Annotated in this window: 11 protein-coding genes; 2 read left to right on the forward strand and 9 right to left on the reverse strand. The window is 60.7% G+C overall.

The genetic code is table 11. The annotated features are described in order from the left end of the window. Positions 1-82: 82 nt before the first annotated feature. From trkA to dusB, 6 genes are all read right to left on the reverse strand, one after another. Positions 83-1,459: a Trk system potassium transporter TrkA gene (gene trkA, locus V6617_RS10370; RefSeq protein WP_338606907.1), complete on the reverse strand. Its 1,377-nt coding sequence runs from the start codon at positions 1,457-1,459 to the stop codon at positions 83-85. A 55-nt stretch (positions 1,460-1,514) separates the two neighbouring features. Continuing rightward, positions 1,515-2,891, reverse strand: coding sequence for a sigma-54 dependent transcriptional regulator (locus V6617_RS10375; RefSeq protein ID WP_338606908.1), 1,377 nt, complete (start codon positions 2,889-2,891; stop codon positions 1,515-1,517). Then, positions 2,892-5,207 carry a PAS domain-containing sensor histidine kinase gene (locus tag V6617_RS10380; RefSeq protein ID WP_338606909.1) on the reverse strand — a complete coding sequence of 772 codons (2,316 nt, stop codon included), beginning with the start codon at positions 5,205-5,207 and terminating at the stop codon, positions 2,892-2,894. 317 nt (positions 5,208-5,524) lie between these two features. Beyond that, on the reverse strand, positions 5,525-6,973 hold the full coding sequence (ntrC, locus tag V6617_RS10385; protein WP_338606910.1) for a nitrogen regulation protein NR(I): 1,449 nt from the start codon (positions 6,971-6,973) through the stop codon (positions 5,525-5,527). Positions 6,974-6,977: 4 nt separating this feature from the next. After that, on the reverse strand, positions 6,978-8,093 hold the full coding sequence (locus V6617_RS10390) for a two-component system sensor histidine kinase NtrB (protein ID WP_338606911.1): 1,116 nt from the start codon (positions 8,091-8,093) through the stop codon (positions 6,978-6,980). Continuing rightward, positions 8,090-9,019: a tRNA dihydrouridine synthase DusB gene (gene dusB, locus V6617_RS10395; RefSeq protein WP_338610681.1), complete on the reverse strand. Its 930-nt coding sequence runs from the start codon at positions 9,017-9,019 to the stop codon at positions 8,090-8,092. The genes V6617_RS10390 and dusB overlap by 4 nt, the downstream gene beginning before the upstream one ends. A gap of 255 nt (positions 9,020-9,274) precedes the next feature. On the opposite strand from dusB, the gene V6617_RS10400 reads away from it, so the two are divergent. Then, complete coding sequence (locus V6617_RS10400) at positions 9,275-10,459, forward strand: bifunctional 2-C-methyl-D-erythritol 4-phosphate cytidylyltransferase/2-C-methyl-D-erythritol 2,4-cyclodiphosphate synthase (protein WP_338606912.1); 1,185 nt, start codon at positions 9,275-9,277, stop codon at positions 10,457-10,459. Between the two features lie 3 nt (positions 10,460-10,462). Next, on the forward strand, positions 10,463-10,954 hold the full coding sequence (locus tag V6617_RS10405; protein ID WP_338606913.1) for a CinA family protein: 492 nt from the start codon (positions 10,463-10,465) through the stop codon (positions 10,952-10,954). On the opposite strand, the gene V6617_RS10410 is transcribed toward V6617_RS10405, so the two are convergent. From V6617_RS10410 to V6617_RS10420, 3 genes are read right to left on the reverse strand one after another with little or no spacing between them, the layout of a single operon-like run. After that, positions 10,942-11,382 carry a type II toxin-antitoxin system RatA family toxin gene (locus V6617_RS10410; protein WP_338606914.1) on the reverse strand — a complete coding sequence of 147 codons (441 nt, stop codon included), beginning with the start codon at positions 11,380-11,382 and terminating at the stop codon, positions 10,942-10,944. The two genes, V6617_RS10405 and V6617_RS10410, sit on opposite strands and share 13 nt — an antisense overlap. After that, a complete protein-coding gene (gene lipA / locus V6617_RS10415) occupies positions 11,382-12,341 on the reverse strand; it encodes a lipoyl synthase (RefSeq protein WP_338606915.1) in 960 nt (319 codons plus the stop codon). Before lipA ends, V6617_RS10410 begins: the two co-directional genes overlap by 1 nt. 20 nt (positions 12,342-12,361) lie before the next feature. Next, positions 12,362-12,619, reverse strand: a complete 258-nt coding sequence (locus V6617_RS10420) for a hypothetical protein (RefSeq protein ID WP_338606916.1) — start codon at positions 12,617-12,619, stop codon at positions 12,362-12,364. Positions 12,620-12,653: the final 34 nt, after the last annotated feature.

Genomic DNA, 12,653 nt, shown 5'->3' on the forward strand with positions numbered 1-12,653 from the left:
ATTGAATCGCTGACACGATCTACCCCTCTTGTTTTGACGCAAGTCTTATCGGGAAACCGGTTCCCGATTTTCCGGACTCGCTCTAAAAAAAGTCGATGCTGACCCTGAACATCTGTTCGACCTGTCGCAGACTGGCGGCGAGTGCGAAAACGATCACGAAATCGCCCGCGCGCACGATGGTATCGCCGGTCGGCATGATCGACTGGCTGCCTCTTACGATGGCACCGATGCGTATGCCGGGAGGCAGCTTGAATTCGCGCAGCGGCTTTCCCACCAGCGTCGAGGTTTCAAGCGCTTCGGCTTCCAAAATTTCGGCTGCGCCATTGCCCAGCGTATAGACGCCCCGAATGCGGCCGCGCCTGACGTGGCGGAGGACTTTAGATACGGTAATGGCGCGTGGATTGATGAACGCGTCAACGCCGAGCCGCCGGGCGACGCGGGGATACTGGCTCTGGTTGACCAGCGCGATATTGGCGTGGCAGCCCATTTCACTGGCGATGACCGAGGACAAAATGTTGGTCTTGTCGTCATTGGTCAGCCCCAGGAACATATGGGCATCGCGAACGTCGACCTCGCGCATGATGTCTTCGGCCAGCGCATCGCCGAACACGACGATGGAGTGCTTCATGGCCTCGGCCGTCCGCTGGGCGTTTTCGCGGTTGCTCTCGATGATGCGGATCGACACCGAGGGATCGGTTTCCTCTATCCGGCGGGCAACATAGCGGCCGACATTGCCGGCGCCGGCAATGACCACGCGGCTGGGCGGAACTTCATCGCGCCCGAAGAGGCCCAGAACACGCTGGACCTGATCGCGCGCCACGGCCACCACGGCCTGATCGCCGGCGATCATCTGTTCGTGGGAGTGGACGACCCGCATTTCGCCGTCGCGCCGCACACCCATAACGGTCGCCTGAAGATTGGGAAACAGGTCGGTAAGGTGCCGCAGCGGGGTATCGATCACCGCGCAGTCCTCGGTCACGTTGACCTCGATGACCACGACCTGATCGTCCTCGAAGGTCACGATCTCGTTGGCGCCCGGATAGGCCATGCGCTGCAGGATGAGCTCGCCAACCTCCACCTCGGGCGAGATGATGACGTCGATGGGCAGGTGATCCCGGGAGAACATGTTGCTCCATTCGGGATCGAGATAGCTTTGCGAGCGGATGCGCGCGATGCGGGTGGGCACTTCGAAGATCGAATGGGCCACCTGGCAGGCGGTCATGTTGACCTCATCGACCTGGGTAACGGCGATCAGCATATCGGCATCACGCGCCCCGGCCTGGGCCAGAACGTCCGGATGGGACCCGTGCCCATGCAACCCGCGCGCATCAAGCGTGTCCCTGACGCGCTGCACCAGGGCCGGATTGTTGTCGATGACGGTGATTTCATTGCCTTCGGCCGAAAGGCGCTCGGCGATCCCGTAGCCGACCTGGCCGGCTCCGCAGATAATAACTCTCATTTCAGCGTCCCAGATGGAAGCAACGGCGCATGTGTTAGCACGCCATCACCTGTCACTAAAGCCCGAGCGATTTGATCTTGCGGTGCAATGCGCTTCGCTCCATACCCACAAATTCCGCTGTTTTCGAGATGTTGCCCCCGAACCGCTCGATCTGGGCGATCAGGTACTGGCGCTCGAAAACTTCGCGTGCATCCCGCAAGGGCAGGCTCATCAGGTGCGCCGATGAGTCGGTATCGCCGATGGTGGGCAGCACCTCGGAAATGTCAGAGGGTAGCATGGCGGCGGTGATGACGCCGTCGGCCGGCTTCTGGTCGCGCACCAGGATAAGCAGGCGCTCAATGGCGTTGCGCAATTGGCGCGCGTTTCCCGGCCAATCCTGGCCCTGAAGAACAGCGATGGCATCGTCGCCGAACAGGAAACGCGGCAGGTTGTGCATGCGCGAAAGCTGGGCCACGAACAGGCTGACCAGCGAGGGAATGTCCTCGCGGCGTTCACGCAGAGAGGTGAGCTGGAGCGGCACGACCGAAAGGCGGTGGAAAAGATCGGTGCGGAATTTCCCCTCCTCGATCAGGCCGGCAACGTTTTGCGAGCTTGACGAGACGATTCGCACGTCAACCGGCACCGGGCCGTGGCCATCGACGCGGGTGAACTTGTTTTCGACGAGTGCGCGCAGCAAGGAGGTCTGCGCCTCGAGAGGGAGCGAGGCGACTTCGGACAGATAGAGCGTTCCGCCATGGGCCCGTTCGAGAGCACCGACTTCGGTGCGCAGGCCGTTCTTGTCACGCACTTCGCGTCCGAACAGCACAACGGGAATTTCGTCCGGAGCATAGAGTGAAGCGTTGATTTCGATGAACGGGCCCATGGCACGCGGACTCTTGAAGTGAAGCAGGCGCGCGCACATGCCCTTGCCTGTCCCCGCTCCGCCCGAGATGAAAACCCGCGAACGTGTGCCCGCAGACTTGTCGATCAGGGAGCGCACCTGGGAAATGGCGCCCGATACTCCGACCAGTTCGGTCTCGTCGCCGGTCCGTTCCTTGAGATCGGCGACTTCTATCCTGAGCTTGCTGGCCTCAATGGCGCGCTGGGTGATGAGCAGCAGGCGGTCGATCTTGAAGGGCTTTTCGATGTAGTCGTAGGCGCCCCGCCGAATGGCCGAGACGGCGGTTTCGACATTGCCGTGGCCCGAGATCATCACCACCGGAAGATCGGGATGGTCGGTCTGGAGCACATCGAGCAGCTGGAGGCCATCGAGGCGTGACCCCTGCATCCAGATGTCGAGGTACACCAGATTGGGGCGCCGTTTGGCGATTTCGTTGAGTGCGCCGTCGGCATCGGACGCCTGTCGCGGCTCATAGCCTTCGTCTTCGAGAATTCCGGCGATCAGTTCGCGGATATCTTCCTCGTCATCAACAATCAGAATGTCACGAGCCATTTACTTTATTGCCATCGCGGATACGCGCGATGTCTCCTCTTGGGTCGTTTTTTCGGTGCTCTGGCCATGGCCCTGAGGTCCGACCGGCTGTTTTTCACTTTTCTGCAGCGGCAAGGTGAAGGCGAAGCAGGCACCGACGCGGCCATTGGCATCGGGTGCTGCATCGCGCAGGTCGACACGACCGCCATGCTGTTCGATGATCTTTGCGACAATAGCAAGACCAAGCCCCGTGCCCTTTTCCCGCGTCGTCATATAGGGTTCGAGGAGTTGGTGGCGGTTTTCCTCCGGCCAGCCCTTGCCGTTGTCGCTGACCTCGATAACCGCTTCGTCGCCGCTCACCGACGCCTCGACAATGACTTCGGGGTCCTCAACCGTATCAAGGCCCACGCTTTCAATGGCTTCGACGGCATTCTTGATAAGATTGGTCAGCGCCTGGGAGACCAGCCTCGTATCGAACTGGGCGTATATCGTCTCGTCGGGCAACACCGCCTTGATGTTGATTTCGGGCTGGCGAACGCTTTCAAGAAAAACGGCCTGCCGCACGGTATCGGAAAGGTCGGCCCTCACGATCGTTGCCGAGGGCATGCGGGCGAAGGAGGAAAACTCATCGACCATGCGCCCGATATCGCCGACCTGGCGCACGATGGTCGATATGCATTTGTCGAAAACATCGAAATCGTCGACCAGCTTGTTGGCGTAGCGGCGGCGCAACCGTTCGGCAGAAAGCTGGATCGGGGTCAGCGGGTTCTTGATCTCGTGGGCGATACGGCGGGCCACATCGGCCCAGGCGCTATTGCGCTGTGCCGCCACCAGTTCGGTGATGTCGTCGAGGGTGACCACAAAGCCCTTGGATTCGGTGATGGTGCCTTCACGGGTCAGCCGGACCTGATAGGTACGCCGATCGAACCCGGTGGAAAGCTGCACCTGGTCCTGCACCCTGCCCCGACGGGCCAATTGCGCCCGTTCCATGGTGGGGGCGAGTTCGGGGGCAATTTGGGAGAGTTCCTGATTCATCAGGTCCAGTTCGGTCTGGCCGAGGGCGGCGCAGGCCCGGGAATTGACGAGGGTAATGCGACCGAACGCATCGAGCCCGATAATGCCCGCGGAAACGCCCTCCACAACCGCTTCGGTGAACTGCCGGCGCTGATCGTTGGTCCGACTGGCGGCCACGAGAGCAGCACGCTGATTGCGCAGCTGGGCGGTCATCTTGTTAAAGCGCACAGCAAGGTCGTGCAGGTCGCCGCCTCGTTCGGGAACGGGCAATTGAACGTCGAGATCGCCGCTGGATACGCGGTTCGAGGCGATCATCAGATTTCGGATGGGGTCGATGAGACCGTTGGCCAGAGCAATGCCGATCCACAGTGCGGCGAGCAGGAAAACGAAAGCCACCCCAACATACATCAAGGCAAAAGTGATCTGGAATACCAGTCGGCTGGAATCGTAGAGCCGGTATTCGGTGATATTTTCGTCGGTCAGCCGCACATATTCGAGCACCTCTGGATCGACCGGACGCGCGACAAAGAGGAAAAGATCGTCGTAGCCACGAAGCTTGACGACCGCGCCGACCAGAGAGCTGGCGGCGCCCGGGGCGATGAGCGTGGGGGCGCCCTCGCCGGCTGCGGCAAGCACGGCGTCGGGAACGCGCGGCGTGGCTCCCGGTATATTGATCTGGGCCCGCATGACAGTTTCGCCCGCCTGATTGACGAGGCTTGTAAACGGTAACGAGCGGGTGTTGGCGAGCGCGGTCAGGATGCGCTGGAAGCGCGGGGCATCGTTTGTGAAACTGTCGCGGGCCGTCTCAAGCTCGCTTGCGACCCATATCGTATCGTCACGCAGGACCTGCGCATGCTCAAGCATATAGGATCTGGCAACAAGGCGGGAACTCTCCACCATGGAGCGCATGCGCTCGGAGAACCATTGGTCGAGGCCCTGATTGAGCGAGAGCGTGGCGACCACGGCGACGATAAAGGCAGGGCCGGCCGCGACGATGGCAAACATGACGACGATGCGAACTTGAAGCCGCGCACCCTCCTGCTTGCGGATGCGCGTCTGCACCAGCATGACCAGTTCGGTCAGGACCAGCGCGACGACGAGCGTAATCAGGATTGCGTTGGCAATCCATATCCAGGTCCAGACATCGGGCCCTGGCTCGATGTCGGTCGCCCCGCTCATGATGAGGAACGAGCCGGTGGCGACAATGACTGAAATCAGGACAACGACAAAGCCGACCTGTCGCAGCAGGCGGTTGTCGTTGAACAGCGGTGCAGATTTGTCCCCCGAGTGCGATATCTGCCGGTTGCCTGCGCTAACCGCCATGCACACCGCCTCTCCTGCCCCACTTGCCTGGCGGCGCAATGGCTCCGGGGCCGCTATGGAGTGCTGCGCTTGAAAGCATGCAATGGTCGCCCACGCTGACGGTTACAACCGAAGGAAACATTCCGGCCTGGCCGAGTCTGGCCCAACTCGGCCTTTGGTTCAAGATTATTGTTGCCAAAATGTGACAGTGTTTGCCCCGTGCCGGCAAAGGCGGCTTAAAAGGTCCAGTGGACCTTTTAAAGGGGCAAACGCCCGAAGAGCTATGCTCGCAGGGCCGAGCCGGTCTGTCGGCGGCGATTTGCCCTTTGGGACGGTGCTCACCCCAATTGCCGGGAGTGTTTGACGATTTCGATGCCGTGGCCCCGGATTTTCTTGCGCAGCGTATTGCGGTTGAGGCCGAGAAGTTCGGCTGCCTTGATCTGATTGCCTGCGCATAGATTGAGAACCGTCGAAATCAACGGCACCTCGACCTTGTCTATGATCCGCTGATACACGCCGGCGGGGGGCAGATTGGGCTCATATTCCCTGAAGAGTTCGGCCAGATCGCTTTCGATAACCGTCACGATGTCCGCAGGTCCGGGCTTTGACGAGAAATTGCCGCGGTCCGCGAGGTTGAGTTCGTTCTGGACAATCTCGAGCGAAATGACTTCGTCGACGTAGAGCGCGGCAAGGCGCCGGACGAGATTTTCGAGTTCGCGGACGTTTCCCGGCCAGTGATATTGCTGCATGAGCTTGAGCGCGTCGGAAGAAAGCACCTTGGGTGCCTCGTTTTCGCGCTGCGCGGCCTTCAAAAAGCTGGCGGCGAGATCGGGCACGTCGTCGATGCGTTCACGCAGCGGCGGCAGGCGGATGGGGACGACGTTGAGGCGGTAATAGAGATCCTCGCGGAACAGGCCCTGCCGGATCAACTGGCTGAGGTCCCTATGTGTCGCAGCGACGATACGCACGTCGGTCTTGATGGCCGTACGGCCACCGACCATGGTGTATTCACCCTCCTGGAGCACGCGCAGCAGGCGGGTCTGTGCGTCCATGGGCATATCGCCAATTTCATCGAGAAACAGCGTGCCGCCTTCGGCCTGCTCGAACCGGCCCGAGGAGCGCGACGTCGCCCCGGTAAAGGCTCCCTTTTCGTGGCCGAACAGTTCGGCTTCGATCAGGTCGCGTGGAATGGCGGCCATGTTGATGGCAACGAATGGCCCGTTCTTGCGCTTGCCGAAATTGTGCAGCGCCTTGGCGACCAGTTCCTTACCGGTACCGCTCTCCCCCGTAATCATCACGGTCAGATCGGTCTGCATAAGGCGGGCCAGTGCCCGATAGATATCCTGCATGGCGGCCGAGCGGCCCACCAGCGGCATGTTTTCGTTCTGGTCTTCCTGACGGCGATCGGGCGCGGGCCGTTTGGCATCGGCAAGGGCCCGGCCAACGACGGCCAGAACCTCGGTAATGTCAAAGGGCTTGGGCAGATACTCATAGGCGCCCATTTCCGAGGCCCTGATGGCCGTCATGAATGTGTTCTGGGCGCTCATGACGACGATGGGCAATTCGGGGCGGAGTTTCTTGATCTTGGGCATGACGTCGAACGCGTTGCCATCGGGCATCGAGACGTCGGTAATGAGGATGTCGCCCTCGCCGCGCGTCACCCAGTTCCACATGGTCGAAATGTTGCCGGTGGGCCGGACTTCGTAGCCGGCGCGAGAGAGCGCCTGATTGAGCACCATGCGGATCGCGGCGTCATCATCTGCGAGGAGAATTGTCTGTCCGGCCATGGTCTTAGTCCTGGTCTTCGGCTTGGCTGATGTCGGTATTCTGGGCAACGGGCAGGAGAATGCGGAAGCGCGTTCGTCCCGCCCTGCTGTCGCAATCGATGACGCCGCCATGGTCGCCCACGATTTTTGCGACGAGCGCCAGGCCAAGCCCCGAGCCCGAGAGCTTTGTCGTGACGAACGGATCGAACAGGAACGGCAGGATGTCGGATGGCACGCCGGGCCCGTTGTCTTCGATAACGATTTCGAGCGGCAGCGAGACCCGATTGCTGTTTCCCGAAACGCTGATACGGATGCCCGGTCGGAATGCTGTCAAAATCCGAATTTCCGGTTTGTTTGTTCTTTCAAGTGCTTCTGCGGCGTTCTTAATCAAATTCAAGAAAATCTGGATCAGCTGGTCGCGGTCACCGAGCACCGGCGGCAGGCTCGGGTCGTAATCCTCTGAAAACGTGATGCCCTTGGCGACGCCGTTGGCGGCGAGCAGCTTTACCCGTTCGAGAATGACGTGAATATTGATCGGTGTCCGTTCGACGGGCCGTTCGTCGCCAAACACCTCCATGCGGTCGACGAGATCGACAATCCTGTCGGTTTCGTCGCGAATGAGACGTGCCAGCGCCCGGTCGTCTCCCGTTGCCGATTGCTCGAGCAATTGGGAGGCGCCGCGGATGCCCGAGAGCGGGTTCTTGATTTCATGGGCCAGCATGGAGGCCAGGCCGGTCACCGAACGCGCTGCCCCGCGCGATACGAGTTGGCGGTCGATCTTGTCGGCCATTGTCCGCTCCTGGAAGATGAGCGTGACGTGACCGGGCATTTCGGGAATGGGGCTGGCATAGACGTCGGCGATCCTGTCTTCGATCACCCGGGCGGTGCCGACCTGAACGCGATATTCGATCATTGGTGCGAGCCGGGACGCGACGCTTTCGATCAGGCCCAGAATGGGTGAGCCGAACGCAATGAAATCGGACAGTTTCTGGCGCGTCAGGATGGATGCGGAGGCGTGGAAGAACGCCTCGGCCGCGTAATTGGCAAAAGTTATCGAGCCGTCCTGAGCACAGACGATGACCGGCTGGGGCAACGACTGGAGTATGGAGGTATGGAGATCGAGTTCCATAAGCGCGCTCATGCGGCCTGGCTCCATGTTTGTTCGAAAAGTTGAGGCAGCAGGCGCAGGACGGCGTGGGGGTCGTTTTCGGTCATGATCGGGCGGCGGGCCGCATTGGACACTTCGCCAGCAGCATCGAGGTACCAGCCAATATGCTTGCGCGCCACGCGAACGCCGAGTTCGATGCCGTATTCGGACAGCATGTCCTGGTAGTGGGCGGCGACAAGGTCGATCAGCTCGCTACCCTTGGGCGTGGCCGGGGCTTTGCGTCCATCGAGATGGGCGGCCACCTGACCGACGATCCATGGTTGGCCCTGGGCGCCACGGCCGATCATGACGGCATCGGCGCCCGATTGGTCCAGCGCGATATCGGCCTCGTCCGGTCCGAGAATATCGCCATTGACGACGACAGGAATATTGACGGCCTCCGTGACCGGCCTGACGAGGTGCCATCGGGCCGTGTCCTTGTAGAACTGCTGGCGGGTGCGGCCGTGCACCGTGATCATTTTGACCCCGGCGTTCTCGGCGCGGCGGGCGATATCGGCGGCGTTGAGGTTGTCGTCATCCCAGCCGAGGCGCATTTTGACGGTAACGGGCAGGCTGGTGGCGGCGACGACTGCCTCGACGAGCGAGAGGGCGATATCCGGCACCCGCATCAGTGCGGACCCGGCAAATCCGTTGGTGACGCGCTTTGAAGGGCAGCCGAAATTGATATCGATGACGTCGGCCCCCGCCTCCTCGGCTATCCGGGCACCGCGCACCAGCCAATCGGCCTCACATCCGGCAAGCTGCACGATATGGGGCAGGCCGTGGCTGGGCGCCAGCTTGCGGATCATCTCCTTGTGGCCGGTGACAAGGGCTGCACTGGCAATCATCTCGGATACCACCAGCCCCGCCCCGAACCGCGCGGCAAGATCGCGCATCGGGCGGTCGGTAATTCCGGCCATGGGCGCAAGGAAGGCGCGATTTGGCAGGCGGAGGTCGTCTATGCTTATTTCGCAGGCACGTTTGGCCAATTTATTGCCTTAAAACTATACAAGGGCTCAAATTTGGTGACAGATTAGTCAAAATTCGATCCCGTTCAATGGCTGATGTGAGATCAGTTTGCTAAAGACAGCGGTGCTGACCTTGTTTCGCAGGGCGTTGGGCTTTAATTGCGGACGAAGTTTGCGCAACGCGTTGCCGGGATCGAGCAGGGTTTTATGAGCGAAGACAAAACGATCGTTGCGCTGGTTGTCGCTGCGGGACGCGGAGAGCGGGCGGGCACCATCGGCCTTCCCAAACAGTACCGTTCGGTGGCCGGCAAACCGCTGCTGACCCGAACGCTCGACGCATTGCTGGCGGTGAAAACAATCGACCGTGTCATAGCAGTTATTGGTGCAGGACAGGAAGAGATGTTTGCCGATCTGGGTCTTTCTGACGCAAGGCTGGCAGCTCCGGTCATTGGCGGGGAGACACGGCAGGTTTCTGTGCTGAAGGGACTGGAATCGCTGGCCGGCCAGCCTCCCGATATCGTGCTCATCCACGACGGTGCCCGCCCGTTTGTCGATGCTGCCCTGATCGGCAACGTCATTGCGGCACTGGCCGACGCCGATGGTGCGCTACCGGTGACGTTGGTGACGGACACGATCAAGCGTTCGCTCGATGGCAAGACTGTGGGCGGTACCGAGGACCGCACCCAGCTTTTTGCCGCGCAGACGCCGCAGGGATTTCATTTCAACGCCATTTACAACGCGCACAGACGTGCCATCGAAATGAGCGACGGATTTACCGATGATGCAGCGATCGCCGAATGGGCCGGTTTGAGCGTTGCCCTTGCACAAGGCAATACACGCAACATCAAGATAACGCTGCCTGATGATTTCGAGCGGGCCGAGCGCATGCTGACTGAGGGACAGACGATGGAAACACGGGTCGGGTCGGGCTATGACGTTCATGCCTTTGCCGAGGGCGACGCCGTCGTTCTGGGCAATATCGCCATTCCGCACACCGCCCGGCTCAAGGGGCATTCGGATGCGGACGTGGTGCTGCATGCTCTTGCGGATGCCATTTACGGCGCGCTGGCCGATGGAGACATCGGCAAGCACTTCCCGCCCGGTGAAATGAAGTGGAAGGATGCCGACTCCTCGATCTTTCTCGAACACGCGTCGGAACTGGTTCGGCAGCGCGGCGGGCGACTCGTCCATATGGACGCAACGATCATCTGCGAGCATCCAAAAATCGGCCCTCATGTCGGAGCCATGCGGGCGCGGATTGCGGAAATTGCGAGAGTGAGTGTGGATCGGGTTGCGATCAAGGCAACCACTTCGGAGCGCCTCGGCTTTACCGGTCGTGAGGAAGGCATCGCAGCGCAGGCCGTTGCCACCATCGAACTGCCGCGGAGTTAGACGATGCTCGATAACGAAACGCTGGCACTGGCAAAGAAGGTCAATGACCGGCTGATCCTGGCCGGTCATATGATGGTGACGGCGGAAAGCTGCACGGGTGGGCTGATCGCCGGGGCGATCACTTCGGTCTCGGGGTCGTCCGGCATGCTCTATGGCGGGTTTGTCACGTACTCCAACGATGCCAAGACAGCAATGATCGGTGTGCCCGCGGCATTGATCGCCCAATACGGGGCGGTTTCAGAACCGGTAGCGCGCGCCATGGCCGAAGGCGCCTTACGCAAGGCCAGCGTGGACCTGGCAATTTCGGTAACCGGCATCGCCGGGCCGGGCGGCGGATCGGACGAAAAGCCGATCGGGCTGGTTCATTTCGGACTGGCCACACCCGATGGGACACATCATCGCGAAGAGCGGTTCGGCGATCTGGGCCGCGACATGGTCCGGCAGGCCACGGTGCGCGTGGCGCTGGAGATGGTGCTGGAGGTTTACGCCCCGTAGCGCTTGTGGGCCTCGGCCACAAACGCATCCATGATCTCTTCCTGCTTTGCCGCGAAAGCGGGTTCGGCCACTGAGCGGATCAGCGGATTGGCGATCTTGAAGTCGATATCGAAGACGATGGCGGTCCCCTGCCCGTCTTCGGTGAAGCGCCAGGTGCTGTCGAGATGGCTGAACAGGCCATCAACTGCTCTGGCCTTCAATGTCATCGCTTCAGGATCGACCGCGATCCGGCTGGTATAAGCCTGGCTGATCGGGCCGAAGCGGATGTGCATGCGGGCATCGAATTTTTCGTTCGGATTTGCCGCATCGCGGCGCACTTCCATGCGCTCGCAGTGGGGTATGAATTTGGGATAAGTATCGACGTCCGCCACCAGCGCAAGCATTTGCGCTGCCGAGTGCGGCACATGCCGCTCCAAATGCTTCTGCATCAAGCCAGTCCGAGTTTTTCCTGCCGCGCCTTGCGCAGGGCAGCGAAATCCTCGCCCGCATGATGCGAGGAGCGGGTGAGCGGGCTCGACGACACCAGAAGGAAGCCCTTGGTCTTGGCGACCGTTGCAAAGGATTTGAACTCCTCGGGAGTCACGAACCGCTCGACCTTGTGGTGCTTGCGGGTCGGCTGGAGGTACTGACCGATGGTGAGGAAATCGACGTCTGCAACGCGCAGATCGTCCATGAGCTGAAGCACTTCGTTGCGCTCTTCGCCCAGCCCGACCATGATGCCGGACTTGGTGAACATCTGCGGATCGAGTTCCTTGACCCGCTGCAGCAGCCGGATTGAATGGAAATAGCGCGCGCCCGGGCGGACCGTGAGGTATTTGGACGGTACGGTTTCAAGATTGTGGTTGAAAACGTCAGGCTTTGCCGCAACGACGCTTTCCAGAGCGCCCGGCTTGCGCAGGAAATCGGGCGTCAGAATCTCGATGGTGGTTCTGGGATTGCGGGCGCGGATGGCCCGGATAACGTCGGCGAAATGCTGCGCACCGCCGTCGGCGAGATCGTCGCGGTCGACCGAAGTGATGACGACATGTTCGAGGCCAAGTTTTTCGACGGCTTTTGCAACATTTTCGGGCTCATGGGGGTCGAGCGCGGTCGGCAGACCGGTGCGCACATTGCAGAAGGCGCAGGCGCGGGTGCAGATTTCGCCCATGATCATCATCGTGGCGTGCTTCTTGCTCCAGCACTCGCCGATGTTGGGGCAGCCGGCCTCTTCACATACCGTGACGAGATTGTTTTCGCGCACGATCTGTTGGGTTTCGCGGTAAACGGCCGAACCGGGGGCCTTGACCCGGATCCAGTCGGGCTTGCGCAGCATCTCGGTGTCGGGACGCTTTGCCTTTTCAGGGTGTCTTGGAGATTTGGTGCCTACGGTATCGAGAAGAGTGACCATTGTGTCCTTTTCCGAACCCGTCAGGCTGATGTGTCCAACACCCTGACAAAGGTTACGACGAATACGGCCCCAGCGGCTGCCACGCTGAGCTGGCGCATGAGCCAGTTTGCTATCGGTACGTCAATGCCAAAATAGGCAATGGCGAAACTTACCGCGAGCGATCCGGCCACGCCTGCGGCCAGATAACGCCAGATCAAGTTGGTTCCAAACAGAAATGCGCCGATCAGGCCAATAACCAGTCCGACCAGCACCCAGTACATCAAGAGCTCTTGAGCCATGACGAACCCCAATATGGACGGTTTCAGATATCTA

It is taken from the genome of Pelagibacterium nitratireducens (assembly GCF_037044555.1).
Lineage (GTDB): Bacteria > Pseudomonadota > Alphaproteobacteria > Rhizobiales > Devosiaceae > Pelagibacterium > Pelagibacterium nitratireducens.

Coding starts and splice junctions, on each gene's coding strand:
- trkA (WP_338606907.1), bottom strand. CDS start 1,459: ATGAGAGTTATTATCTGCGGAGCCGGCCAGGTCGGCTACGGGATCGCC.
- V6617_RS10375 (WP_338606908.1), bottom strand. CDS start 2,891: ATGGCTCGTGACATTCTGATTGTTGATGACGAGGAAGATATCCGCGAA.
- V6617_RS10380 (WP_338606909.1), bottom strand. CDS start 5,207: ATGGCGGTTAGCGCAGGCAACCGGCAGATATCGCACTCGGGGGACAAA.
- ntrC (WP_338606910.1), bottom strand. CDS start 6,973: ATGGCCGGACAGACAATTCTCCTCGCAGATGATGACGCCGCGATCCGC.
- V6617_RS10390 (WP_338606911.1), bottom strand. CDS start 8,093: ATGAGCGCGCTTATGGAACTCGATCTCCATACCTCCATACTCCAGTCG.
- dusB (WP_338610681.1), bottom strand. CDS start 9,019: ATGGCCGGAATTACCGACCGCCCGATGCGCGATCTTGCCGCGCGGTTC.
- V6617_RS10400 (WP_338606912.1), top strand. CDS start 9,275: ATGAGCGAAGACAAAACGATCGTTGCGCTGGTTGTCGCTGCGGGACGC.
- V6617_RS10405 (WP_338606913.1), top strand. CDS start 10,463: ATGCTCGATAACGAAACGCTGGCACTGGCAAAGAAGGTCAATGACCGG.
- V6617_RS10410 (WP_338606914.1), bottom strand. CDS start 11,382: ATGCAGAAGCATTTGGAGCGGCATGTGCCGCACTCGGCAGCGCAAATG.
- lipA (WP_338606915.1), bottom strand. CDS start 12,341: ATGGTCACTCTTCTCGATACCGTAGGCACCAAATCTCCAAGACACCCT.
- V6617_RS10420 (WP_338606916.1), bottom strand. CDS start 12,619: ATGGCTCAAGAGCTCTTGATGTACTGGGTGCTGGTCGGACTGGTTATT.